Origin of the sequence: Jeotgalicoccus sp. ATCC 8456, assembly GCF_016313225.1 — a bacterium.
Taxonomy (GTDB): domain Bacteria; phylum Bacillota; class Bacilli; order Staphylococcales; family Salinicoccaceae; genus Jeotgalicoccus; species Jeotgalicoccus marinus.
Genome location: NZ_CP066224.1, coordinates 1,788,689 through 1,813,356, shown reverse-complemented (window position 1 = coordinate 1,813,356; position 24,668 = coordinate 1,788,689). Strand labels below are relative to the sequence as shown.

Genomic DNA, 24,668 nt, shown 5'->3' with positions numbered 1-24,668 from the left:
TAATTCTAAATTATCTGATAATATATTGCCTTTTTAATCTAGCCTTGTTACAATGAGAACAATTTTCAAATTATTTAACTTATATTATTTAGGAGGCCCAATTATGACACAGCAATTACAAATTATTAAATCACAAAATTTAAAAGAAAAGCCTGAGGTCGCTGGGATTCCTTTCGGCTCATATTTTACCGATCACATGTTCATTATGGACTACACTGCAGAGATGGGATGGCATAATGCAAGCATCGTCCCATATGCACCATTTGAAATCTCACCTAGTGCACAAGCCCTTCATTACGGACAAACAGTTTTTGAAGGCTTAAAAGCATATAATGTTGACGGAGAAGTAACTTTGTTCCGTCCAGATGAAAACTTTAAACGATTAAATCGGTCTTTAGAACGCATGTCGATGCCAAAAATAGATGAGGAATTTGCCCTAAGTGCTCTTAGAGAATTACTTAAAATGGAACATGATTGGGTACCAGATGGTGAAAACCAAGCCCTATATATTCGCCCTTTTGTTTTTGCAGATGAATCTTACCTTGGAATCCGTCCAGCGAAATCATATAAAATGCTTATTGTACTTTCCCCGGTAGCAGGTTATTACGGCGCACAGCTAAATCCGACAAGTATCTATGTTGAGGATTATTATGTACGTGCCGTACGTGGTGGCGTTGGTGAAGCGAAGTTTGCAGGTAACTATGCTGCGAGTTTGACCGCTCAGCAAAAAGCCAACGACCTTGGTTATGAACAAGTGCTTTGGTTAGATGGTGTGCATCAAGAATACGTTGAAGAAGTAGGCAGTATGAACATTTTCTTCGTTAGAGATGGTCAACTTGTTACACCTGAATTAAACGGTTCAATCCTCCCTGGAATTACTAGAAATTCTCTAATTACGCTTGCTCGTGACTTAGGATATGAAGTTGTTGAAGAACGCATTCATATCAATGATGTTGAAAAAGGTCTAACCGATGGTTCCATTACAGAGGTATTCGGAGCGGGCACAGCAGCTGTTGTCTCTCCAGTGGGTATAATGAATATTCATGGGAAAGATTACCGTGTGAACAATAACGAAATCGGTGAAGTTACACAACAACTTTATGAGAATTTAACAGGTATTCAAACACGCAAACTAGAAGACAAACATGGATGGGTTTTTGAAGTTACTTCCACAGTGAAATAATATATTGACGAAGGTCAGAGCTAGTTTTTTGCTCTGACCTTCTTTTTTGCTTCTTGAAAAAAATAATCGAGCTTATTGATGATTTCTTTTTCATCTTTTGAGCCAACACCGATAAGTACCGTATCAGTTCCGACCCTATTTTCAGTGTAGTCTGCCATGGAAATGATAAGATGTTCTTTTGCTAATTGTCGCAGATCCACCCCTTTCAATTTTGCTACAAAATGCATACCTGTATGATAGCCGCTTAAATCAACTTCAGGATGTTTATTCTTTAAGGATTCTATTATAACTTCCATCTTTTTTCCGTAGAATTTTCTTACTCTATTAATATGTCGAACAAGATATTGTCCTTCTATAAATTTCGCAACAATATGTTGCATCTGCCTAGATACATTACAAGACAGACCTTTGTCATAGTATTTCTCTGCGAGCTCGGGAGGTAAGACCATGACAGCAATACGTAAGGAAGGGTAAATTGATTTAGAGAATGTATTGATATAAATGGTCTTGTTATTTTGGTCTAAACCTTGAAGGGAAGATAATGGTCGGCCAGTGTATCGAAATTCGCTATCGTAATCGTCTTCAATTACATAATTTTCAGTATCACTCAGTAGATTTAGTAGTTGAATTCTCTTGTTTAAAGACATGACGACACCACTTGGAAACTGATGAGATGGTGTAATGTGAACAATTTTATTATTGTATTTTTTTACCGCCTTCAGATCAATACCATCTGTATTAACTCCTGCAGTATTATATGATATTTTCAACCGAGTTAAGACATTCTTAACCACAGGATATGAGGGGTCTTCTAACGTGACTGCAGGGTAATCTAGCAGGTAAAACACCTGTTCAAGCAAGTATTCTGTCGAAGGCCCTATGAAAACCTGGTCATCAGTACACTGTACCCCCCTGTTCACATATAAGTATTCTCTTATGGCTGATTTCAATTCTGCTTCTCCACTCTTATCCCCACTGTTGAGTAGTGACCGATCTTGAAATACATCAATGCTCAATTGTTTAATAACATCATTTTGAACAATGGAAGTATCCACCTCCCCTAGAGGAAACTCCATTTTATTAAATACTGGCTTTTTAACTGATATGAGTGGTTTGCTCTGTATTTTTAATGATTCTGTTGGCACGACGTAATGTCCACTTTTTTCCTTAGAAGAGATTAAGTTTTCTTCAACCAGTAGATTATATGCACGTTCCACTGTTGTAATGCTAATCGACACATCTTGACTCAACTGACGTTTACTCGGCAATTTAGCATTCGCATGTAAGCGACCATCTAAAATTTTAGTTTTAATATCTGTATATAACTGTTCGTATAGCGCTACCTTGCTATTCTTTTTTAAGTCGATAAACATAATCTGACCCCTAATTTTTCTTTTAATTTGATACTTATAGAATATCAGATTATGGATTAAACTGATATTAATTTAAAGAAAAGAGGTTGTTTAGATGAACTTAGCAGAGAAATTAAAAGGTGGCGTCATCATGGATGTCGTCAATGCTGAACAAGCAAAAATTGCTGAAGCCGCTGGTGCTGTTGCAGTCATGGCTTTAGAGCGTGTGCCATCAGATATTAGAGCAGAAGGCGGCGTTGCACGTGCTTGCGACCCAAAAATTGTTGAGGAAGTCATTAATGCTGTATCTATACCTGTAATGGCCAAATGTCGTATCGGACACATTGTTGAAGCGAGGGTATTAGAAGCAATGGGTATCGATTACATAGACGAGTCCGAAGTGCTTACGCCTGCAGATGAAGAGTTTCATCTCAAAAAAGATCAGTATAAGGCACCATTTGTTTGTGGGTGTAAAGATTTAGGAGAAGCAGCGAGACGTATAGGCGAAGGGGCATCTATGTTAAGAACAAAAGGTGAACCAGGTACTGGTAATATTGTTGAAGCCGTTCGTCACCTACGATTAGTGAATCAACAGGTTAAGCAAATTGTAAGTATGAATGATGATGAGCTGATGACTGCATCAAAAGACTTAGGTGCACCATATCATGTGTTACAACAAATTAAAGCATCAGGGAAATTACCGATAACAAACTTCGCAGCTGGAGGCGTAGCAACACCACAAGATGCAGCTTTAATGATGGAACTCGGTGCAGATGGTGTCTTTGTCGGTTCAGGTATCTTTAAATCAGAGCACCCTGAAAAATATGCCAAAGCAATTGTTCAAGCTGTAGAAAACTACAATGATTACAAAATGATTGGCGATCTATCAAAAGAACTCGGTTCAGCAATGCCTGGTCTTGATGTGCATAGTCTTTCGCTAGAAGAACGCATGTCAGATCGCGGTTGGTAAACGTTAGTGTAAAAAACTCGGAGAAAAATTTCTCCGAGTTTTTTACAATTATTTATTCACTCACTTTAAAGCTTACAGTACCTATGCCATCAAATTCTGCTTTGTATTCTCCAACCTCTAGTTTAATAGGTAAGATGAATGTTCCTGATGAGACAAATTGACCTGCCCTTAAAGTTTTACCTTGCGAATTTAGTTTTTCAATTAGCCACAGCATAGCATTAACTGGGTGATCCATGACTTCTGAGCTATCTCCACTTTTAACAACTTCACTATCTAAATACAGTTGCCCTTGGATTTTATCCAGCTCATTATAAGTCGCTTTCCTTCTTTCTCCGATTACAATCGCACCTGAGACTGCACAATCTGCAACAACTTCGTATTTTGAAATGTTAGGAAACCAATCATCATAACGGCCATCAGGAATCTCTATGGCTGGGGCAACATCACATTTTTCTATAATACTTGTTGCATCATCATCAACAGATAAGTCTTCGTTAACATAAAAAACAAGTTCTAATTCTGCGAGTGGCACATTGTAATCTTTTAAAGATAATTCCCTGATTACCTGTCTAGTAGTAAAGGGTCCATAAACTGGCTCATGACTATCAAACAGGTTTTGCGTTTCTGGACTTGTCATAGAAATTTTATAGCCTATAGCACTATCACCTTGCATCTTTAATAGTTCATCCTGAACTTCATAAGCCGCTTCAACAGAGTCGATTTCTATATCTTGCCCCGGTGTTAATATATTTCCACTTACCCTAGCATCATAAAGCTTCTGTACATCTTGCATAGTATCTCTCCTTTTAAAAAACAATTGCCATCATCTTTAAAGGTTTCTCAGATAAATTAACCAACCCATGAGATTGCCCCTTTGTAATGATGCAGCAGTCCCCAGGACCTACTGGTTTGTATTCACCATCCGCATCTTGAAATTCTCCATTCCCACTTATAATATGATAAATTTCACTATCTTCTTGATGTTGATGGTAGCCAATAGAAGCATGTGGTCCGAGAACAATCTCCAGTACTTTATCTATACCCTCAAAATCATTCTTTTGTATATAAGATTTAGAAAAGATACTCCCTTTTCCACCAAATTTATTTTTTATCTCTTTTGTTTCTTCACCTTTAATAATCATTTACTCTCCTCCAAGTAAGTTAGGTAAAAACGTTGAAATGCTTGGTACGAATATAATTAATAACACCATTACTGCGATAATAAAGAGCACGTGCAAGATATAGGGCAGTGTATCTTCTATTCCCATCTTTCGGTCCGTTACTGAGGCACCAGCAATTAATGATAGACCAACTGGTGGCGTCACGTTCGCGAGGGCAAAATTTATGATCATCACCATTCCGAAGTGGATTGGATCCAAGCCAAATTCTACAGCAATCGGCATAAAGATTGGTGTTAATAGTACAATTAAAGAGGTGACTTCTGTTAACATACCTAGGAATAATAGTATGACTGATACAACTACTAAAAATATAAGTGGTGACTCTGCAAAGTCTAAGAAAAATCCAGATACTGCTTCAGGGATATGATTAATAGTCAGTACATATGTAAAGACATTCGCCATTGAAATAATCATTAAAATCACTGCTGAAGTAACTGCTGAATCTGCTAATATTGTTTTAAGTTTGTTAAATGATAATTCTTTATATATTAAGGTTAGTATAAAGCCGTACACAACTGCAACAACTGCTGCTTCTGTTGCTGTGGCATAACCTGAGAAGATACTACCTAATATAAAAATTGGTGTTAATAAAGGAAAGAATGCTTGGCGCGTTACCTTCCAAAATTCTTTACTAGTGATCTTATCTTCAGTTCTGTTTCCAAAACCTGCTCTTTTACTCATATACCATACATATGTTGATAGTGCGACTGTTAATATGAGTCCGGGTAGAATTCCTGCTATGAATAAATCACCAATAGAAATATTCGCCGTTATACCGAGTATAACCATGGTGATACTCGGTGGAATGATCAATCCTAAAACGCCTGCTGGTCCAATAATTGACGCTATAAATGAATTAGAGTACTTCTCCTCTTTTAGTCTTGGGACTAAGACGGAACCGACAGCGTAAGTCGTCGCGACGGTGGATCCTGATACTGAGCTGAATAAGGCAGTCGTTAAAACAGTCGTAATACCAGTACCACCTGTTAATTTTCTTGTAAATACATTGGCAAAGGCCATCAAACGACGTGTTAAGCCCCCTTACCCATGATATTACCAGCAAGAACAAATAACGGTAGTGCTAAGTAAGAAAAGTTATTTACACCTGCAAATGATCGCTGGATTATAATTTCCAAGGGGACATCTGCAATAATTAGCATCGTTAAACCGACAATACCGATTACAAAGGCAATAGGCATACCTAGAAACAGTAAGACAAAGAATAATATCAACATTGAAATAGCTAACATCAAACCGCCTCACTTTCATCTTGAGGTAGCCAGAAATTCTGTATAATGAAATACGTTGAGAGCAAACTACTCACCGGAATTGCTAAGTAGAAAATTGTCATCGGTAATTGCAAGGTTGATGAGGTAAAGTCTAAGGACTGGTAAGAAAAAATAAAACCGTAAACTGTCAGAATTAAAAAGAACAATCCTAGAATAATATTCACAATTAAATATAGATAGGGTCTGATCTTATCATTTGATTTTTTAACAAAGAAATTTACAGCCAGGTGCCCACGTTCATAGACTGCAATACTCGAACCTAAAAATGTCATCCATACAATGAAAAGACGTGATAACTCTTCTGTTCCTGGGAGAGAATAATTAAAGAATCTGGAAACCACTTGAGTTAAAACAATCAGCGCTAAAATCCCAATCACGACTGCACAGGTGACATACAAAACTTTTACAATAAATTTAGCAATCATTGGTCTGCCTCCCATCCAGAATTTTCTCTATAAATGTCCATCATTTCTTGACCAAACACTTCATCTTCCCACTTTTGATAGACGGGCAACATCGCTTCTCTGAACGCTTCTTTGTTCACATCATCATTTACTTCCATACCATTTTCTGCAAGAAAATCGATATGTTCTTGTTCCGTATCATCGTTAGTTACTTGAATGTCTTTTGATACTTTATCAATCTCTTCAATGATAATTTTTTGATCGTTGGAACTAATTTCATTCCAAGATTCATCATCAAAGACAATCATCAATGTGTTATAAAAGTGACCGGTTAAAGAGAGATAATCTTGTACTTCATTTAATCTTGGGGCAACGATATTAGCGAGAGGATTTTCTTGGGCATCTAAAGCGCCTTGTTGAAGCGCCCCATATACTTCACTGAAGGCCATGACTGTCGGAAGTGCACCAACAGTTTCAAATGTATCTACACGGAGTGCTGTTTCAGCGACACGAATATTCATCCCCTTTAAATCCTCCGGTTCAACAACCGGGCCCTCATTGTTCGTCACATGACGAAATCCCCATTCCATATATCCTGCTGTATGCATATCATATGTCTCGACAATATCTGCTAAATAGTCACCGAACTCGCCTTCGTAGGCAAGTCTCGCTTCTTTTTCACTCGGCCACATATAAGGTAAATCTTCAATGGCTAACCGCATATCCATGGTCTGCATTGAACCCACCATGATCGCCAACCCATTCATTGCACCAACATCAAGCTGTTGGAGCATTTCTGTCTCACTACCAAGCTGTGAGTTCGGATAGATTTCAAACTTAACTCGACCTTCAGTTTGCCTTTCTACCGATTCCCCCATTTCCTCAATCTTCTTAGCTTGTTCGGTATCTTCAGGCAAGGCATGGCCAAACTGCAAGGTTACCGTTTCTTCATCATTATTACATGCACTCAGAAACACAACCAATCCACTAAACAATATGAAAAATATGTATTGCTTCACAAGCAATCCCCCTTATTTATTAATAACTATACATTATTATGAAATTATATACAATTATCAATTCGATTTGCTTTCCTCCTTAAAGGACTCCTATAATAAATGAAAGATATATTTCAGGAGTGATACATATGCCAACAATTAATCCACGCGCCACAGCACTATCAACACCAGGCATCAGAGTTTTTTCTAACCAAGTCCAACAAATGGATGACGGTATTAACCTTACAATCGGACAACCAGACTTCCCTACACCAGATAGTGTGAAAGCTGCTGCTATACAAGCCATTAACGACAACCATACGGGTTATTCGTTAAATGCCGGGATGGTTGAGTTACGACAAGCCGTTGCTGAGTTTTTTGAAAATAAATATCAAGCTCCCTATTCAGTTGATGAAGTCGTGATTACAAGTGGTGCTAGCGAAGCGCTAGACTCAACACTCCGTACATTGCTCGTTGAAGGTGATGAAGTGATTATCACCGCACCAGCCTATCCAGCTTATGAATCATTAATAGAATTAAACGGCGGAGTTGTTAAATACTTAGATGTTTCTGATAGTGACTTCATACCCTCAATAGATAAACTAGAAGCATTAATGACAGATCGTACAAAAGCTATTCTTTTAAACTATCCATCCAATCCTACAGGCGCTTCCCTAGGTGAAAAAGAGATACAAGCCATTGTGGACTTTATTGAGCAAAAAGATGTTTTTTTAATTAGTGATGAAATATATAGTGAGAATGTCTATGAAGGACAACATATTTCCTTTGGAAGCTTTAGTAGTATAAGAGACAAGACGATTATTATTCATGGCGTTTCAAAATCTCACTCAATGACTGGATGGAGAATCGGTTACACCCTATCACCAAAGTATTTAAGCGATGAGATTTTAAAAGTACATTTAAGCAACTCCATCTGCGCTACTGTGCCAAGTCAATATGCTGCTATAGAAGCGCTGACAGGTGCCATTGATTATCCTAAAGTAATGAATGAAGCTTACCTCAAGCGTCGTGACTATATATGCGAACGACTTAAAGCGATGGGTTGTGTCGTCAAAACACCCGGTGGCGCTTTTTATATTTTCCCGTGCATCGCACACACTGGAATAGACGACTGGGAATTTGCAGTTAAGCTCTTAGAAAAAGAACATATGGCTGTCGTGCCAGGTTCAGCTTTTTCAAAATACGGTAAAGGACATATTCGTATCTCATTTGCTAGCTCTATGGAAGTTTTAGAAGAAGGTATGGATCGATTAGAGCGATTTATGAATGGATTATAATGTTGTTCATTGACTGATATTTTGATTTTACAAGTCAATGAGTTCGCTCATCTACCGACAAAGACCAAACTTTATACAAAGGGGTTGGGGCAAAACAATTCCCTTCATAAATAAGCCGGACGTTAGCTTTTCTGGGGCATCGCGTGAGCCTTTAGTCTCACGCAGATGCTATTCCCCTAGAAGTCTAACGTCCGGCTTTTCATGCATTATCGATTATTATTCGATACCTTCAGGACTTTTGCCCCAGCCCCTTTATACTTTTCAAATTAACATTTACTGATCTTCGCTTGAAATCTTCTGGCAATTTCTTTTCCAATTTCTATTGAACACGTAGCTGCAGGTGAAGGTGCATTTAATACATGAACTGAGTAATCATTTTCCTCAAAGTAAAAATCATCTAATAAGGTACCATCCGGTTTCATCGCTTGAGCTCTCACTCCCGCTTCCATTGGTGTAATATCTTTAGCTTTCAATAACGGTATTAATTTTTTAGCAGCCTTTACAAAGGCTTTCTTATTGAAGGATCGATAGTATTCACCGATACCCTCTTTGATATTCTTTATGCCCATTCGATAAAGTCCAGGAAACGTTAAAATCTCTAGCGTTTCACTTCTATCAAAACCAATTTTCTGATAAGCCTCTTTTTTTAGTCCAAGTACAGCATTTGGTCCAACATCAACACCACCTGAAATCATATTAGTGAAGTGGACACCTAGAAATGGTAATTCAGGGTTAGGAACAGGGTAGATTAAAGTTTTTACATACTTTTCTGTTTCACGACTTAATTCAAAGTATTCTCCTCTAAATGGAATGATTTTCACATCAGAGTTAATACCACTCATTTTTGCTAGTTTATCGCTGTATAGGCCAGCACAATTAATAAAATATTTAGCTTGAAATGCCTGATTTTTAGTGTGTATCACCACTTGATTATCTATAGGATCAACCGAAGTCACTTCACTGTTATAAATGACATTCCCACCGTTGTTAATGAACAACTCACCAAACTTTTCAGTCACTTCTTTATAATCCACTATCCCAGTATTTTTTACATGTATACCTCCAACAGTGTTCACAAATGGTTCTATTTCTCTCACTTTTTCCGCAGACATTAATTCCACATCTAAGCCGTTTTCCAACCCTCTTTTATAGAGATTATGAAGTCGTTCTAACTCTTCATCTTCAGTGGCAACTATCACCTTTCCACATTGATTAAAGTCGATCTCATGTTCACGACAAAAATGCATCATGGATTGTGAACCATTCCTTGCAAATTCAGCTTTATAAGACCCAGGTTTATAGTAAATCCCCGAATGTATAACACCACTATTATGACCTGTTTGATGTTTAGCAGCTTCATCTTCTTTATCCAAGACAACGATTTTTTTATCTGGCTCTATTAACGACAAATGATAAGCAGTACTCATTCCAATGATTCCCGCTCCTACAATTAATATATCAACATTTCTCATCATACTTCCACCCCACAAGATTCTGCGATAACTTCCACTAAGTGCTTGACTTCTATTACGTCACTTAAACCTTCTCTTTCAACGCCTAACTGCATCTGTATATGACAGCCAGGGTTTGAAGTAATAATCAAATTAGGTTCTGTTGCTCTGACATTTTTCATTTTCATATCTAATATTTTCATCGATTCATTATAATGAACAATATTGTAAATACCGGCTGAACCACAACATAATGACCGTTGTGGCATAGGTAAATATGTTAGTCCAGGAATTTTCTCTATCAGTTTGTCAGGTTCATTAAATACTTTTTGTACATTTTCTAAATGGCAAGATGGTTGATACACTGCATTCTTATTAATTGGGTTGATAAATTCTAAATTCAAAAATGAGAGAATCTGAGATATGTCTCTTACCTTATTAGTAAATGCTAAAGCTCGATTATGCCAGTCTGTACCAGACTTAAATAGTTTATGGTACTCTTTTAAAGTCGCTCCACACCCACCAATTGTATTGACTATATAATCAAAATCATACTTCTCAAAAGCCTCAATGTTTTTCTTTGCAAGCTCTATAGTGTCTTTTGACTCACCTGCATGATGTTGAAGTGCCCCACAACATGTTTGGTTAGGGATGTTAGTGACTTGAACATAATTTTTTTGCATTATTTTTATGGCAAGATCATTAATTCGTGCAAAAAATGAATCCATTATACATCCTTGGAAGAATCCAACCGATACATTGTTTCGTCTAAAAGGATTAATATTACGGTTGATTCGTCGACTCAATATCACGTCAGGCATTGCTTTATTTAACTCATTAAATTTTTGAACTGGTTTTAATAAGTTATAATTTTTAGTTAAGCGCTTGACTCCAGAAATTTGATACATATACAAACCTTTGTTAATCAATCTCAACACATTTTTATTTTTTAAAGCGATTTTAAATGCCAGTGTTCGATTCGTTTTTTCTATCACGCTCTGTTTTTTATTTTCCTTTAAAACCTCAACAGCCGACATCAAAATGTCACCGTACCTAACATTGGTTGGACAAACTGTTTCACACGCCCGGCACCCTAAACAAAGATCTATACCTTCTTGCATATCCCCAATTGTAATTTTACCTTCTGCTGCCATCTTAACGAGATTTATTCTACCTCTTGGAGAGTGCTTTTCTTTTTCAAAAGCTATATATGTCGGACATGCTGGTAAACAGTATCCACACTGCACACAATCGAAAGTCGCTTCATAATCCAATTTTTTCACAAGTTCATTAGTCATTTCGCAACACTAACCTTTTTTCTCCGTCTTGGGGAAATATTTTTCCTGGATTCAATATATTCTTTGGATCCATTGCTTTTTTAATCGCTTTTTGTAATTCTAATCCATCTTGGCCCACTTCTCTTTCGAAAAATGCGCGTTTCATCGTTCCAATTCCATGTTCGCCAGATAATGTACCACCAAGTTCAATAGCATAATCAAAGATTTCTTCAATTGCATCTTCGACCCTACTTACTTCTGACTGGTCCCTCATATTTGTATTAATAGATGGGTGCAAATTACCATCACCCGCGTGACCGAACACGACAATATCTAATTCATATTTATTTTTTAATTCATTAATTTTTTTAAACATGTCAGGTATTTTGCTCAATGGGACTGTAGCATCTTCTGAAATTTTGGTATAGCCACTTGTCACAATAGCGGGTGATACAAGCTTTCTTACTCGCCACAAATTTTCTTCATCTTCTTTACTTTCTGCAATTCTAATATCATTAACCCCAATACTTTCCAATGCTTCTTTAATAACATTGAGTTCTTTCGGTAATACATCCTCGTCACCATCAACTTCTATTAAGATAATAGCTGCCGCATTTCTTGGGAGATTGAGCTTAGCATAGTCTTCAACCTTATTTATTGAATTTTGATCCAGAATTTCCATTTTCGATGGTCGAACACCGGAGGTTAATATTTTTGAAATCGATTGACCTGCAGTATATAAATCATCAAAAATTGCCATTGCGGTTAAGGTATCTTGTGGTTTAGGAATTAATCTTAAAGTCGCTTCTGTAATTATACCCAGCGTTCCCTCTGAACCAATTAATAACTTTGTTAGATCATAGCCTGTAACGTTTTTAACTGTATTACCGCCAGTTCTAATCACTTTACCTTTTGCCGTAACAACTTCTAAACCAATTACATAGTCTTTTGTCACTCCGTACTTTACTCCTCTAGGACCTCCCGCATTTTCTGCGAGATTACCACCAATTGTACAAATTTTAGATGATGACGGATCAGGTGCATACATCAAATTATGTGACTCAGCGAGTTTATGAATATCCTCAGTCTTTACACCAGGACTTACTTTTATCAGTAAATCATCTGGGTATATCTCTAGCTTTTGAGTCCATTGAGAGAAGTCGAGCACAATCCCTCCATGTACTGGTAATGGTCCACCAGACAGGCTTGTTGCTGCTCCTCTAGGATATATTGGGACTTCGTATTCATCTGCCAAAATCACTGTTTCTTTAACTTCTTCTGTACTTAACACTTGTACCACAGCCTCTGGTATATACTGTCCAAAAGAGCCATCATATCCATACGAAATTCTATCGTCTATTTCAAGCAATAATCTCTCAGCAAATATCAAATTTAGTTTTTTAATTACCTTTTCCTTCATCAAACGTCACCTATATTCTGTCATCTCCAAGCTTTCTCCTCATATTAAATAAGTGTGTTTCCATATATTTTGCAGCTTGTTCAGGAGATTGGTTTTTTATGGCTTCATAAATCAATTCATGCTCTTCATATACACTTTCTCTCTTCTCAGGTTTCCCAATGTTCAATTTCAACGAGAATTCCAATGCATCTCTATGAACTGTTTGAAGATTATTGAACGTCTGTATCATGTACTCATTCTTTGTTGAAATGACGATTGCCTTGTGAAAGTCGTAGTCCGCTTCCATTCCAATCACATGCTGATTAGTGGTTATTTTCTTAAAATGTTTAAGTGCAGCAGCAATTTCCTTCAAATCTTCTTCCGTCCTTCTTAATGCAGAAAGAGGTGCGGACTGAACTTCTAAAACTGTTCTCATCTCTAGTAAATCGAGTAATTCTTTCTTGTTAAAACTCTCATAAGTATAGGCTTTAACTTGATCAGCAACAGAAGTGGTTTTAACGTAGCTACCTCTCCCCTGGCTCGACTCTACATAACCCATAGATACTAATCGACTCAAAGCTTCCCTTACTGGTACACGACTTACCTTGTAAAATTTTGAGAGTTCATTTTCAGAAGGTAGCTTTTCACCGACTTCATATTCTTTACCTTTTATGCGTTTTTCTAAATCTTTAAATATAATATCCGAAAGTTTTCCCTTTTTAATTAGGTCCATTACTCGCTTCCACCTTTTTTAACCTGTCATTGAATATAATAACAATCAGATGAATTTCCTCCTGTCTAATCAATCTAACTCTCCATTAAATATCTAGGATTTTCTACAATCATTTTCTTAATATCACTTTGGCTAACTCCCACTTCTAAAAGTTCTTTAACGAATGTGTCCAAGGCTTTAACAACAGGAACATTATGCTTTTGACCATAATCAGTTACCAGTACACATTTACTACTCCCTAATTTGTGTATAGTGTCGGCCATCATCGTTACATCCATATCTTTAAAATCATTGCTACAAGCTAGATAACATTTTTCTAAAAAACATCCTTCTTCAACTAGTTGCTGTTGTTCAGTTAGTGTGTATGGAGATATCCCTAGATCAACATGTTGAATTAAGATTTTTTCAACACCTATTTTCTTAGCTTCTAAAACTAATTTATATGCGTCATCACTGTTTAGATGACCTGTAGCAAGTACCTTGTTATTTTTTGCTATTAATTCAAGTATTGTTTTTACAGAATCTTTTATGTGCTTACCATTGAAAATAGATATTGATTCATCAGAATCTATCATCTTATTATTAGATTTTAAAATCTTTTCATTTTTATTTCTTTCAAAATATTTTTTATGAGTAGACGTTGAAAGTGTTGGCATCCATATAATACTTGCTCCCATTTTCAACGCTAAGTCCACAGCATGAATATTTAAACCACCCACAAAATGGTTACACACCAAGCCTCCATATATTTTTATTTCGGGATATTTATTTTGCAACAAATTTGCTCTATCATAAGATACACCTTCATGAGCTTTCAATACAATGCCGTACATCCCGGCATCTCTAACATCTTCTATTAATTCCCAGTCGTTTTGTCTTCTCGGAAATATACTAGGCGCCGAATGAGCATGTAACTCTATTGCACCTTCAAGAAGATTACTATTTTTTTGCAATTTCTCTCACCTCTACTTGTATAATAATTTATTGAAAAGTACTGATTATATTAATTAACCCTAAAATAATTGTAAATCCAACAGCTACATAACCTAAAATATTACTTACAAGGTTATTTCTAAGTGATCCACTTGTATCTTTTTTGTTTATTAAATATAAAACTAATATTGCCGTTATTGGAAGCAACATTCCATTTATAGATTGGGCTAAAATTATTGTCCAAATTGGATTCTCTATACCTACCGCAAAGAAAACAGGTACCCAAGCAACAAAACTAAACACTAATCTAAACGCGTTACCTTTCATATCTGGGTTTAAACCAAAACTTTGAGTAAATACATAAGCTGCAGATAATGCAGCCATTGGCATTGAGGATATAGCTGCAGCAAATAACCCTAAACTAAATAGCGCATATGCATTTTTCCCAAGTAAAGGTTCTATCGTCATTGCCATTTCGTTAGAACCCTCAATGACCAAGCCATTTGATAAATGCAAAGGATAGAGAACCGTCCCTGCGACGACACCTATAGACATTGTTATTATTCCTCCAATGAAAATAGGTACGATAGTATCAAAACGCATCATCCCAAGATTGGTTTTAGCATTTTTATGCCAACCTCTTTCTAGCACAGCTGTTGAATGTAAATAGAAATTATACGGAACTACCGTTGTACCTATCAATGCTATTACAAGTGTAATTTTATCGATTTCTAATGTCGGTATTATTAGTCCTTTTACAACTTCTACATAATCTGGTTGAACATAAAACATGTTGATTAGAAACAAGATTCCCATTAAAGCTACAAGTATTGTTATAATTTTTTCTAGGATATTATATTTACCAATCATCAAGAGAGACCAATAAATAAAAGTTACTCCAATAATCCAAACACTTGCTGGAATTCCTTCAAATAATCCTCCTAGAGCAATATTGACACCAGATAAGTTACCTACTGAATAAACTGAATTCCCTCCGACAATTGCTAAAATAACAATTATACTAGCCCAAATCCCTAATCTTTCTTTAACAAGAACAGCTAATGGTTTTCCCGTAGACATCGATAATCTCGCTGTCATTTCTTGTAATATAATGGAAATTACTATTGCAGCTGTAACTGATGCCCATAGAAACGTGTAACCATTTTCAGTTCCAGCTACTATACTAGTGGTTATTGTTCCGGTCCCTACAAATGCCCCAGCTACTAACATACCTGGTCCTATGGTTTTAAATTTTTCCCACATTTTCATTTTCCTCCATCTATAAGATTTTTGTTGTAAAGTTAGAGTCTTTAAAATTAGAAATAAAGATAGTTTCATTTAAATTTTCCGAAATATCCCACTTACCTTCTACTTTCACCAACCTACCATCATGTCCTGGATATATTACGGAAGCATTGTCGTTTAAAAATTTTATAGTTTCTAATGCATTTTTTTCGTCCATAACATTCATTAGTTTCATTTCATTAATTTCTGTTCTATTCTTGATAGCATCACTTACAATAAATATGTCATTATATCTTAGACCTATTAATCCTTTTGTATGTCCAGGCAATAAGATAACTTCAAAGCCCCATAAATAATCTCCATTTTTCACTTTGACTAGATTCTTATGCATCAATAAATTTTCTAAATGAAAATCGGGTATATTTATATCTTCAGAAGTAAAACTTGAAGATATCTCTACTTCACCAACAACAATTTTAGCGTTTGGAAAAAACACCCAATTGACACAGTGATCAAAATGAAGATGACTAATAAACACTATATTTATATCTTCTAATGATAAATTTAAGTCATTTAACCTTTTTTTCAACTCACTCCTTTCGTTATATCCTCCAGTATCAAACAAAATATTAATAACTTGATTATTCTCATTGAAAACCTTAATTAAATAAACACTACTCCACCCTAGAAAGCCTCTACTACATTTTGCGGGAAACCCAGTAAATAAACTTATAATCTCATATTTGATTTCTACCCCTCCTAATTGTATACGCTTACACTTGTATTACAATATAACAACCATATAATATAAATGTGTCTAAAACAAGTCTTTTTTCTGATAATTTGATTTTTTAGTTTTTTTAGCGAGATCAAATAGATTTCATCTCCAGTTTTTTATAGATTAATGTCGTTACTCATCCACACAATTTCCCTATACAAAAAAACGCACGACCTCTCAAAAGGTCGTGCGGTTCTCTTTAAATTTCCTTTATTTTCTCTTACGGTATATCATCCAGCCAATAAATGCTGCAACAATCACTAAGAGTCCAACACCAACCTTAGTTAAAGTTGACATCAGTGCTTCTCTTTCTGCTAAGGCTTCAGCTTCTTCTCTCTCTTTAGCTTCTAAGGCAGCCTGTTCTTCTGCTTTTCTCTGTTCTTCTGCCTGCCTTTCTTCTTCTTCACGTTGTTTTTCTTCTTCAATTTGACGCTTGATTTCCTCATCTTCTTCCCAAGCTTCTTGTAAGCTTGCATTCAATGAATCTACGCCACCTTGAGTAATTTCATTGCCCCCAGAAGTATATTCATCATTGTTTACATCTGCAATATAAGTATTCGCATTTTGCAGGGCTCTTGTTAATGATTTGCCCATTTCTTCATCTTCATAGGCAGACTCAACTTCTGAGATTGTAGCTTCAAGTTCTTCAATATCTACATCAGGTGGATCCTGTACACTGCCTGTCAGTGCCGACCGTGTGTATGAAGTATACAAGGCCTTACCTTCTGAATCTTTAGCAATGACTTTAAAATCATAGGTTGTGTCTGTATCAAGTCCTTCTATTCTATAGTTTGGACCTGTCGTTGTACCGACAGATTCATCATTTCTAAACACTTCATATTCAACTGCATCTTCATGAGGATCCCAGTGCATCGTAACAGTATTACCTGTCACTTCCCCAACTGATAAAATGCTATGTGCAAATTTATCGAAGAAAGCGAGTGTTCTTGGTGCTTTTGAAGCCAATTCACTACGACTTTCATCATTTAGATAATACATAGCAAAGGCTTCTGCAAAGTACTCATCTACATTATTGTAGTAATCTCTTTGTGAATTATCACCAAACAGACTATCGAGCTCAGCGTTCTGAACTGCACGAAATTCTTCCGTTTCACTCACTTGAACCCCGACTGTAAATGAGTCAACAACATGGCCATACTCGTGAAGCTCAAGGTTAATGGCAGAATGCCCTTTACCTGGATCACTATAACCAATTCGTGCGATAGATTCATACGCTCCAGCACCGGGAATCGAATCCCATGAGTTAGTATGTCCTCTAGGGACGCTCCCCTTTAAGTATTCAAATTCTGGTTGTTCAGTAATCGGTGTATCTGCCAATATAAATGTTGCACCATGATTATTCGTTTCATATAAAATTCGATTCTCTACATGATTCATACGACTGATCATCTGCCACGCTTCTTGATTCGCCTCTTCAGATGAAGTCCGAATATCAACCATGTTCAATAAGTATGGATTAATTTCTTCTTGCGCTTTAACAAGCGGTGTGATCATCAATAGCATTGCAATAATAATTAAGCTCGCTCTTCTAGTTGCCCTAATCATCTTTTACCACTCCGAACATCTAAAACTCGTAGTTACTTTCCATATCCCATTCACGTATCTCGTAATTTCTTGCACCTAATTTAATGTAAGGATCCTCGTTGACGAGTGATTCAATTTTACTTTCATCTTCTCCTCTATATATCACGAGCCCTCCGGAGCCATCAGTAAAGCGCCCGTTAATTAAGATATTACCTGCATTTCTTTGTGTTTCTAAAAAAGCCAGGTGTTCTGGTCGATGTTGTTTGGATAATGCTTCACTTTTCATAGATATAAAAACGGCAAAATATTTCATATCTATCTCTCCTTACAGGTACTATACACTAAAATAAAATAGACTTGAAACACAAGCCTATTTTAAATGTTCTATTTTATTTTTAAATAGCTCAGCTACTTCATCTTTAGACAGTTCTTTTGGCTTGTAATCTACCTGTTCGCCATTAATAAACACAGTTGGCACAATTCTTAATCCACGTTCATTGAAGTCTTTAAGTACTTCCTCACCACGGTCATACTGTGCTTTTAATTCTGGTAAGCCCAGGTCATTTTCACACTTATTAATCGTATCCTTAAAGCTATCCGACCATGAATCTTGTGTCATGAATAGTTCTTTCATTGTATTATACCCTTCGATTGGATCATCATGGTCCACATAATTATTGGCAACAGTACCACGCAATAATTTTGATTTTGTTCTGTCCACATGTTTAAGAACAAGTTTGATATAACCATCATCTGCATAAGGTTTTAATACCTCATCAACAACTTCAAAGAATGTTTGGCAATAAGGGCACCCTAGATTCACAAAAGCTTCAACTTCAACTTTGGCATGGTCTAAGCCCACCGTTAAATATTCAATATCCGCACTATATCTATTTTTCATGTAAATCCTCCTAGAAAAATTACTTATTTATACATACCCTATTGTGACCCATCACAACCTAATAAATTCTAAACTTAATGATTTTCTATATAATCATATGCAAATTGTGCCAGTATCGCTGAACCATAAGGCAAAGCATCTTCATCCACATTAAATTTAGGGTGATGATTGGGGTAGCTCGTATCTTCACTGCCATTTGTACCTAGCCTAAAGAAGACACCTGGAATCTTGTTAGTGTAATATGAAAAATCTTCTCCACCCATACTCGGTTTCACTTTAAGCAGTTGATTTTCACCAAGGACTTTATCAATTGAGTGATGTAAGTCAGGAATTAATGTTGGTTCATTATAAACTGAAGGAATACCATCTGTATAAGTAAATTCATAAGTCCCACCCATACCCTCAGTAATACCTTTTAAATACTCATCCATTTTTTCTTTAACGAGTGGTCGAAGGTTTGGATTTAATAATCGTACAGTGCCTTCTAAGGCGACCTCTGGCGCAATGACATTTCTCGCAAATCCACCGTTAATCTTCCCTATTGTTAATACGATGTTTTCTAAAGGATCAACATTTCTACTGACGACCTGCTGCAATGATGCAATGACTGTAGAAGCAATTGCAATCGGGTCAATGGATAGGTGAGGATGGGCAGCATGCCCGCCTTTGCCAATAATTTTAATATCAAATGAGTCTGCACACGCTGTCGCATAACCTTCTGTAATTGAAGTTTCTCCTGTTTTTACTGTTGGATGCACATGCAGTCCAGCAATCACATCAACAGCGGGATTTTGTAAGGCGCCTTCATTTACCATCACCTCTGCACCACCATAACCTTCTTCAGCTGGCTGGAACAGCAATTTAATATTCCCCTTCTTCAGAGGATTTTGGCTGAGAATATGAGCAGCACCAAGTAAAATTGCAGTGTGTGCGTCATGCCCACACAAATGCCCGACGCCATCGACTGACGATTTATAAGGTAGATTACTTTCTTCTTGTATTGGCAGGGCATCCATATCCGCACGTAAAGCAACTGTCGGACCCTCAGATTCTCCTTTTAAAGTAGCTATTAAACCAGTTTTCGCGATCGGGTACTCGATATCAAAATTTAATTGTTCAAGTTTCTCTTTAACGAATCTAACTGTTTCTACTTCTTCAAATGATAGTTCAGGATACTGGTGTAAATGTCTTCTCCAAGTAATAATGTCCTCTTTTAATGCGGCTGCTTTCGATAAAATACCTTCTTGCATATAAACACCCCTTCTTCTATTTAATTTAAAGCTAATTGTTTGTCATGAACTTGTCAAATAAATTTCTGAATACTTTTAAAATTATAGGGTAATATAATTTATGCGTTTCAAAATTTCATATTATTACAGACTAGTATTTCAATAAATTTCAATTATAAATTTCACAATACTATTTATAACAGTGTTTTAAAAGCATTTTAAATATGTGAAACTTATCTAATAATATGAAATTTAAAATCTACTATGCTATACTAATCATGTTCTGAGATCAACTTTTTAATTATGGAAAAGGAGATAGATTATGCTCAGTTTTAAGAATGTTTCAAAGACTTATGGCGGTAACAAGAAAGCCGTCGACAATATCTCACTCGATATTAATGAGGGTGAATTTATTGCCTTTATTGGTACGAGTGGTAGTGGTAAAACAACCGCTCTACGTATGATCAATCGCATGATTGAACCATCAACAGGCACAATCACAATAAATGGTGAGGATATTTCTAAGAAAAATCCTGTTGAACTTCGTCGTAGCATTGGTTACGTGATTCAACAAATTGGACTCTTACCTCATATGACTATCAAAGAAAACATCACCTTAGTCCCCAGACTATTAAAATGGTCCGATGAAGATAAAGACAAAAAAGCGAGAGAACTAATCAAACTAGTCGATTTACCAGAAGAGTATCTCGACCGTTATCCTTCCGAACTCTCAGGTGGTCAGCAACAACGTATCGGTGTTGTCAGAGCACTTGCAGCTGAACAAAACATCATCCTGATGGATGAACCCTTCGGCGCGCTAGACCCTATTACGCGTGACACCCTACAAGATTTAGTTAAAGAATTACAGAAAAAATTAGGCAAAACATTTATCTTCGTTACCCATGATATGGATGAAGCAATCAAGCTCGCTGACAGAATCGTTATCATGAGTCACGGTAAAATCGTCCAATTTGATACGCCTGACGAAATTTTAAGACATCCTGCTAATGGCTTTGTTCGTGATTTCATTGGTGAAGGCCGCCTCATTCAAGATCGTCCAAATATGAGAACAGTACAAGATGCCATGATTCAACCGATTAGTATCACTGTAGATAAATCAATCAATGATTGTATAACACTCATGAGAGAAAAGCGTATCGATACAATCCTAGTAACAGATGATCAGAAAAAATTACTTGGTTTTGTAGATATTGAAGATATTAATGATGGTTACAGAAAAGGCATGGATCTTGTTGACCTAATGAATCGCGACGTTTATCGAATCGGTGTAGATTCTAAACTTCAAGATTCTGTACGCACTATCTTGAAACGTAACATTAGAAATATTCCAGTTATCGATGATAACAACAAGTTAGTTGGACTCATTACCCGTTCGAACTTAGTAGATATTGTCTATGACACGATTTGGGGAGAAAGCAAGGAAGATGAAAGTAATCCCTTAGGAGTTGAGCAATCATGATGGAATTTTTAGAAGTAAATGGCGCAGATCTGATGCTTAAGACTTGGGAACATTTTTATATTTCATTAATCTCCCTAGTCATAGGCATCCTAATTGCTGTACCAGTTGGCATGATGATTGCCAACACTAAACGTTTAGCTGGGTGGGTCTTAACCACTGCAGGCGTCTTACAGACTGTCCCAACTCTGGCTGTCTTAGCTTTGATGATTCCCTTGTTTGGTGTAGGTAGAATACCCGCGATTATTGCTCTTAGCGCCTATATTCTCTTACCTATTTTAAACAACACAATCATTGGTGTGAGAAATATAGATCCTAACATTATGGACGCAGCGAAAAGTATGGGTATGACCCGCGGTCAATTAATGAGACGAATAGAGGTTCCGATGTCTACACCATTGATTTTAAGTGGTATTCGCCTATCATCTGTATACGTCATATCATGGGCAACACTAGCGAGTTATATTGGTGCAGGAGGCCTAGGCGACTTTGTCTTCAATGGCCTAAATACCTATCAACCTGAATTAATAATCAGTGCTGCGATTATGGTCACAGTCCTCGCCTTAATTGCTGATTTTTGTTTATCACTCACAGAAAAATGGGTTACACCAAAAGGACTAAAAGTATCCAGATAGGAGAGATTATATGACACAGATTAAACGATTATTTACACTCATGCTCGTGTCGGTCATCTTCTTATCCGGGTGCAGTCTACCTGGTTTAAGTAGTAGCTCGAGCGATGGTATTACTATTACATCAATGACTACAACCGAATCACAAATTACATCACATATGGTTCGTTTAATGATCGAACATTATAGTGACGGTGAAATAGAGCCAACTATGATAAACAACCTTGGTTCTTCAACAATTCAACATAACGCCCTCTTAACCGGAGATGCCCAAATCTCTGGTACCCGTTATTCCGGTACAGATTTAACCGGAACCTTAAATGAAGATCCAGTTAACGATCCAGATGAAGCGATGGCCTTAACACAAGACATTTTTAAAGAACGATTTAACATGAAATTTTATAACTCCTATGGCTTCGATAATACTTATGCCTTCATGGTCACTAGGGAAACTGCAGATGAGTATGGTCTTGAAACTACTTCTGATCTAGCTGAATATGCAGATGAATTCAATGTAGGCGTTGATACTTCGTGGATTAACAGACCTGGTGATGGTTATCAAGCCTTCCAAGAAGCATATGGTTTTGGTTTTGACACTATGAGAGCCATGCAAATTAGCTTAGTTTACGAAGCCCTTAATACAGGGAGCCTTGACCTCGCTCTAGGTTATACAACAGATGGTCGTATCCCAGCTTATGATTTAGTCGTCTTAGAAGATGACCTACAATTCTTCCCACCATATGATGCATCACCTTTTGCCACATATGACATTATCGAAGAATATCCCGTCATTGACGAAGCCTTAACTCGTTTAGAAGATACAATTTCAACTGAAACAATGCAAGAACTCAACTACCGTGCTGATGAGGAAGGCATCGAGCCTGCTATTGTTGCAGAAGAATTTTTAGATGAACACAATTACTTTGAAGTGGAGGAAGAATAATGGGAGAAAATTTAATCGTTGAACTCTTTAACTATTTCACCAATAACTTCCCTTACTTGTTCCGCTTGTTCATGGACCATTTACTCATGAGTCTATATGGTGTCCTCTTTGCTGCGATTGTCGGCGTACCGATTGGGATTTTTATCGCGCGGTATTCTAAACTTTCAGGCGTGGTCATCACGATTGCTAACATCATTCAGACCATACCTGCTCTAGCGATGATTGCCATCTTAATGCTCGTTATGGGGCTTGGTACAAATACGGTGATCATGACAGTATTCTTATATGCACTATTGCCGATTATTAAAAACACCTATACAGGCATTACCAATGTGGATAAAAATATTACTGATGCTGGTAAAAGTATGGGTATGACTTCAAATCAAGTACTCCGCCTAATTGAATTGCCACTTGCCCTATCAGTAATTATCGGTGGCTTTAGAATTGCACTCGTCGTCGCAATTGGTGTCGTTGCGATCGGCTCCTTCATTGGCGCCCCTACATTAACAGATTTGATTATCCGAGGGACAAATGCAACAGAAGGTACTGTCTACATTCTGGCAGGCGCCATTCCTATTGCTCTTATCGCTATAATTATCGACTTCGGTTTAAGGTTCTTAGAACGCAAACTAGATCCTACTCATAACCCTGATGATCAGACACCTAAAGCACAATCCGTAAATTAACAATAAAAATTCCCGCACAACATGTTAAAAAATGTTATGTGGGAATTTTTATATATTCGGTCCATACAACCTTGGTGACTCATCAATTTCCTCACCTGTTAATATTTTATTGATTGTTTTAACCCAACTGTCTGGTGCGAATTCTTGATCTCTAAGATTTTCTAGTAAGCCAATATTGTCGCGGTTATGGTAAAGCACCTCATTCATCTGAGCAATCGTCCAATCCGGTGCTGGGCGTTCTAATAACTTAAATTCATCGTCTTTTTTGATTTTACCTTCTCTAAGTACTCTAAAGTACCAACCTGTCCGCCCACTATCTTCTATCTTTTTAGCAAGTTCAATATCGCCATGTCGTCTAGCAGGCTTCCAGCATGGTCTTCTAGGTTGCGAAACTTGAATGGTTGCCTCACCCAGTTCGTAAATATCTCCAATACATACCGATTCTTCATCCATGTGCAAGACAGCAATATTTTCTCCATTGCCACCAGGTCCAATGTCATCAGTAGCGAGTTCAACACGCCATTTTTCGTAGTGACTAACTGCATAAGCAAACAAAGCTTTTTCAGGACCACCATGGTTTTTCTTATCCTGACATTCGTCTCCTACTAAACCATTTTTCGATAAAAATACCGCTTCTTTAGTCTCTTCTTTGAATGCACCAGTCTGCCATTCTTGATCCATCTTTTCTTCTGCCTTAGGATTACCAATCGTTTTTACTTTACCAACAAAAAGTTTGTGAACTTTACCATACACTGGCATTTCTA

The 24,668-nt window shown here is 36.8% G+C and carries 24 protein-coding genes and 1 pseudogene; 7 read left to right on the top strand and 18 right to left on the bottom strand.

Annotation, left to right across the window (positions count from 1 at the left end):
- Positions 1 to 103 precede the first annotated feature (103 nt).
- Positions 104 to 1,183 (top strand): branched-chain amino acid aminotransferase, encoded by a 1,080-nt coding sequence (locus JEM45_RS09395; RefSeq protein WP_198687380.1) that lies wholly within the window; start codon positions 104 to 106, stop codon positions 1,181 to 1,183.
- A 20-nt stretch (positions 1,184 to 1,203) separates the two neighbouring features.
- Here JEM45_RS09395 and JEM45_RS09390 read toward each other — a convergent pair whose 3' ends face one another.
- Positions 1,204 to 2,556 (bottom strand): MocR-like pyridoxine biosynthesis transcription factor PdxR, encoded by a 1,353-nt coding sequence (locus JEM45_RS09390; RefSeq protein ID WP_198687379.1) that lies wholly within the window; start codon positions 2,554 to 2,556, stop codon positions 1,204 to 1,206.
- A gap of 94 nt (positions 2,557 to 2,650) precedes the next feature.
- Between JEM45_RS09390 and pdxS the strand changes: the two genes are divergently transcribed.
- Positions 2,651 to 3,505, top strand: a complete 855-nt coding sequence (pdxS, locus tag JEM45_RS09385) for a pyridoxal 5'-phosphate synthase lyase subunit PdxS (RefSeq protein ID WP_166626952.1) — start codon at positions 2,651 to 2,653, stop codon at positions 3,503 to 3,505.
- A 52-nt stretch (positions 3,506 to 3,557) separates the two neighbouring features.
- Here the strand turns inward: pdxS and JEM45_RS09380 are convergent, their stop codons facing one another.
- From JEM45_RS09380 to JEM45_RS09360, 5 genes and pseudogenes are all read right to left on the bottom strand, one after another.
- Positions 3,558 to 4,298: a 2-keto-4-pentenoate hydratase gene (locus JEM45_RS09380; RefSeq protein WP_198687378.1), complete on the bottom strand. Its 741-nt coding sequence runs from the start codon at positions 4,296 to 4,298 to the stop codon at positions 3,558 to 3,560.
- Between the two features lie 13 nt (positions 4,299 to 4,311).
- Positions 4,312 to 4,647 carry a cupin domain-containing protein gene (locus JEM45_RS09375; RefSeq protein ID WP_026866052.1) on the bottom strand — a complete coding sequence of 112 codons (336 nt, stop codon included), beginning with the start codon at positions 4,645 to 4,647 and terminating at the stop codon, positions 4,312 to 4,314.
- Positions 4,648 to 5,885 (bottom strand): annotated as a pseudogene (locus JEM45_RS09370) (TRAP transporter large permease).
- 50 nt (positions 5,886 to 5,935) lie between these two features.
- Positions 5,936 to 6,400, bottom strand: a complete 465-nt coding sequence (locus JEM45_RS09365; RefSeq protein WP_035855649.1) for a TRAP transporter small permease — start codon at positions 6,398 to 6,400, stop codon at positions 5,936 to 5,938.
- Entirely contained in the window at positions 6,397 to 7,398 is a 1,002-nt protein-coding gene (locus JEM45_RS09360; protein WP_166626955.1) for a DctP family TRAP transporter solute-binding subunit, read from the bottom strand. The genes JEM45_RS09365 and JEM45_RS09360 overlap by 4 nt, the downstream gene beginning before the upstream one ends.
- 128 nt (positions 7,399 to 7,526) lie before the next feature.
- Between JEM45_RS09360 and JEM45_RS09355 the strand changes: the two genes are divergently transcribed.
- Entirely contained in the window at positions 7,527 to 8,675 is a 1,149-nt protein-coding gene (locus JEM45_RS09355) for an aminotransferase class I/II-fold pyridoxal phosphate-dependent enzyme (protein WP_026866056.1), read from the top strand.
- Between the two features lie 266 nt (positions 8,676 to 8,941).
- Here JEM45_RS09355 and lhgO read toward each other — a convergent pair whose 3' ends face one another.
- The 11 genes from lhgO to JEM45_RS09300 all read right to left on the bottom strand — a co-directional run bounded on the left by lhgO (position 8,942) and on the right by JEM45_RS09300 (position 20,187).
- On the bottom strand, positions 8,942 to 10,150 hold the full coding sequence (gene lhgO, locus JEM45_RS09350) for an L-2-hydroxyglutarate oxidase (RefSeq protein WP_084145671.1): 1,209 nt from the start codon (positions 10,148 to 10,150) through the stop codon (positions 8,942 to 8,944).
- Positions 10,147 to 11,424: a (Fe-S)-binding protein gene (locus tag JEM45_RS09345; RefSeq protein WP_198687377.1), complete on the bottom strand. Its 1,278-nt coding sequence runs from the start codon at positions 11,422 to 11,424 to the stop codon at positions 10,147 to 10,149. The genes lhgO and JEM45_RS09345 overlap by 4 nt, the downstream gene beginning before the upstream one ends.
- On the bottom strand, positions 11,417 to 12,823 hold the full coding sequence (locus JEM45_RS09340) for an FAD-binding oxidoreductase (RefSeq protein ID WP_026866059.1): 1,407 nt from the start codon (positions 12,821 to 12,823) through the stop codon (positions 11,417 to 11,419). Before JEM45_RS09340 ends, JEM45_RS09345 begins: the two co-directional genes overlap by 8 nt.
- A gap of 10 nt (positions 12,824 to 12,833) precedes the next feature.
- Positions 12,834 to 13,535: a FadR/GntR family transcriptional regulator gene (locus JEM45_RS09335; protein ID WP_026866060.1), complete on the bottom strand. Its 702-nt coding sequence runs from the start codon at positions 13,533 to 13,535 to the stop codon at positions 12,834 to 12,836.
- 74 nt (positions 13,536 to 13,609) lie between these two features.
- On the bottom strand, positions 13,610 to 14,488 hold the full coding sequence (locus JEM45_RS09330; protein ID WP_198687376.1) for a DUF6282 family protein: 879 nt from the start codon (positions 14,486 to 14,488) through the stop codon (positions 13,610 to 13,612).
- A gap of 28 nt (positions 14,489 to 14,516) precedes the next feature.
- Positions 14,517 to 15,731, bottom strand: coding sequence for an Nramp family divalent metal transporter (locus JEM45_RS09325; RefSeq protein WP_198687375.1), 1,215 nt, complete (start codon positions 15,729 to 15,731; stop codon positions 14,517 to 14,519).
- A 16-nt stretch (positions 15,732 to 15,747) separates the two neighbouring features.
- Positions 15,748 to 16,338: an MBL fold metallo-hydrolase gene (locus tag JEM45_RS09320; protein ID WP_198687374.1), complete on the bottom strand. Its 591-nt coding sequence runs from the start codon at positions 16,336 to 16,338 to the stop codon at positions 15,748 to 15,750.
- Between the two features lie 363 nt (positions 16,339 to 16,701).
- Entirely contained in the window at positions 16,702 to 18,057 is a 1,356-nt protein-coding gene (locus JEM45_RS09315; RefSeq protein ID WP_198687373.1) for an anthrax toxin lethal factor-related metalloendopeptidase, read from the bottom strand.
- Positions 18,058 to 18,076: 19 nt separating this feature from the next.
- Positions 18,077 to 18,349, bottom strand: a complete 273-nt coding sequence (locus JEM45_RS09310) for a YciI family protein (RefSeq protein WP_198687372.1) — start codon at positions 18,347 to 18,349, stop codon at positions 18,077 to 18,079.
- Between the two features lie 57 nt (positions 18,350 to 18,406).
- The gene (locus JEM45_RS09305; protein ID WP_198687371.1) at positions 18,407 to 18,937 is read right to left on the bottom strand and encodes a thioredoxin domain-containing protein; all 531 of its coding nucleotides are present in this window, start codon (positions 18,935 to 18,937) and stop codon (positions 18,407 to 18,409) included.
- A 74-nt stretch (positions 18,938 to 19,011) separates the two neighbouring features.
- Positions 19,012 to 20,187 (bottom strand): M20 metallopeptidase family protein, encoded by a 1,176-nt coding sequence (locus JEM45_RS09300; protein WP_198687370.1) that lies wholly within the window; start codon positions 20,185 to 20,187, stop codon positions 19,012 to 19,014.
- Between the two features lie 301 nt (positions 20,188 to 20,488).
- Here JEM45_RS09300 and JEM45_RS09295 point away from each other — a divergent pair, with 301 nt between their 5' ends.
- The 4 genes from JEM45_RS09295 to JEM45_RS09280 are packed head-to-tail and all read left to right on the top strand — an operon-like array spanning position 20,489 to position 23,904.
- On the top strand, positions 20,489 to 21,646 hold the full coding sequence (locus JEM45_RS09295; RefSeq protein ID WP_198687369.1) for a betaine/proline/choline family ABC transporter ATP-binding protein: 1,158 nt from the start codon (positions 20,489 to 20,491) through the stop codon (positions 21,644 to 21,646).
- Positions 21,643 to 22,278, top strand: a complete 636-nt coding sequence (locus tag JEM45_RS09290; RefSeq protein WP_198687368.1) for an ABC transporter permease — start codon at positions 21,643 to 21,645, stop codon at positions 22,276 to 22,278. The genes JEM45_RS09295 and JEM45_RS09290 overlap by 4 nt, the downstream gene beginning before the upstream one ends.
- Before the next feature lie 10 nt (positions 22,279 to 22,288).
- Positions 22,289 to 23,218: an osmoprotectant ABC transporter substrate-binding protein gene (locus JEM45_RS09285; protein ID WP_198687367.1), complete on the top strand. Its 930-nt coding sequence runs from the start codon at positions 22,289 to 22,291 to the stop codon at positions 23,216 to 23,218.
- Positions 23,218 to 23,904, top strand: coding sequence for an ABC transporter permease (locus JEM45_RS09280; RefSeq protein WP_198687366.1), 687 nt, complete (start codon positions 23,218 to 23,220; stop codon positions 23,902 to 23,904). The genes JEM45_RS09285 and JEM45_RS09280 overlap by 1 nt, the downstream gene beginning before the upstream one ends.
- Positions 23,905 to 23,952: 48 nt before the next feature.
- Here the strand turns inward: JEM45_RS09280 and JEM45_RS09275 are convergent, their stop codons facing one another.
- Entirely contained in the window at positions 23,953 to 24,663 is a 711-nt protein-coding gene (locus JEM45_RS09275) for an MOSC domain-containing protein (protein ID WP_198687365.1), read from the bottom strand.
- Positions 24,664 to 24,668: the final 5 nt, after the last annotated feature.

Bases quoted from the DNA above. Each gene is read 5' to 3' on its own strand.
- JEM45_RS09395 (WP_198687380.1), top strand. From the start codon at position 104: ATGACACAGCAATTACAAATTATTAAATCACAAAATTTAAAAGAAAAG.
- JEM45_RS09390 (WP_198687379.1), bottom strand. From the start codon at position 2,556: ATGTTTATCGACTTAAAAAAGAATAGCAAGGTAGCGCTATACGAACAG.
- pdxS (WP_166626952.1), top strand. From the start codon at position 2,651: ATGAACTTAGCAGAGAAATTAAAAGGTGGCGTCATCATGGATGTCGTC.
- JEM45_RS09380 (WP_198687378.1), bottom strand. From the start codon at position 4,298: ATGCAAGATGTACAGAAGCTTTATGATGCTAGGGTAAGTGGAAATATA.
- JEM45_RS09375 (WP_026866052.1), bottom strand. From the start codon at position 4,647: ATGATTATTAAAGGTGAAGAAACAAAAGAGATAAAAAATAAATTTGGT.
- JEM45_RS09365 (WP_035855649.1), bottom strand. From the start codon at position 6,400: ATGATTGCTAAATTTATTGTAAAAGTTTTGTATGTCACCTGTGCAGTC.
- JEM45_RS09355 (WP_026866056.1), top strand. From the start codon at position 7,527: ATGCCAACAATTAATCCACGCGCCACAGCACTATCAACACCAGGCATC.
- lhgO (WP_084145671.1), bottom strand. From the start codon at position 10,150: ATGATGAGAAATGTTGATATATTAATTGTAGGAGCGGGAATCATTGGA.
- JEM45_RS09345 (WP_198687377.1), bottom strand. From the start codon at position 11,424: ATGACTAATGAACTTGTGAAAAAATTGGATTATGAAGCGACTTTCGAT.
- JEM45_RS09340 (WP_026866059.1), bottom strand. From the start codon at position 12,823: ATGAAGGAAAAGGTAATTAAAAAACTAAATTTGATATTTGCTGAGAGA.
- JEM45_RS09335 (WP_026866060.1), bottom strand. From the start codon at position 13,535: ATGGACCTAATTAAAAAGGGAAAACTTTCGGATATTATATTTAAAGAT.
- JEM45_RS09325 (WP_198687375.1), bottom strand. From the start codon at position 15,731: ATGTGGGAAAAATTTAAAACCATAGGACCAGGTATGTTAGTAGCTGGG.
- JEM45_RS09315 (WP_198687373.1), bottom strand. From the start codon at position 18,057: ATGATTAGGGCAACTAGAAGAGCGAGCTTAATTATTATTGCAATGCTA.
- JEM45_RS09310 (WP_198687372.1), bottom strand. From the start codon at position 18,349: ATGAAATATTTTGCCGTTTTTATATCTATGAAAAGTGAAGCATTATCC.
- JEM45_RS09305 (WP_198687371.1), bottom strand. From the start codon at position 18,937: ATGAAAAATAGATATAGTGCGGATATTGAATATTTAACGGTGGGCTTA.
- JEM45_RS09300 (WP_198687370.1), bottom strand. From the start codon at position 20,187: ATGCAAGAAGGTATTTTATCGAAAGCAGCCGCATTAAAAGAGGACATT.
- JEM45_RS09295 (WP_198687369.1), top strand. From the start codon at position 20,489: ATGCTCAGTTTTAAGAATGTTTCAAAGACTTATGGCGGTAACAAGAAA.
- JEM45_RS09290 (WP_198687368.1), top strand. From the start codon at position 21,643: ATGATGGAATTTTTAGAAGTAAATGGCGCAGATCTGATGCTTAAGACT.
- JEM45_RS09285 (WP_198687367.1), top strand. From the start codon at position 22,289: ATGACACAGATTAAACGATTATTTACACTCATGCTCGTGTCGGTCATC.
- JEM45_RS09280 (WP_198687366.1), top strand. From the start codon at position 23,218: ATGGGAGAAAATTTAATCGTTGAACTCTTTAACTATTTCACCAATAAC.
- JEM45_RS09275 (WP_198687365.1), bottom strand. From the start codon at position 24,663: ATGCCAGTGTATGGTAAAGTTCACAAACTTTTTGTTGGTAAAGTAAAA.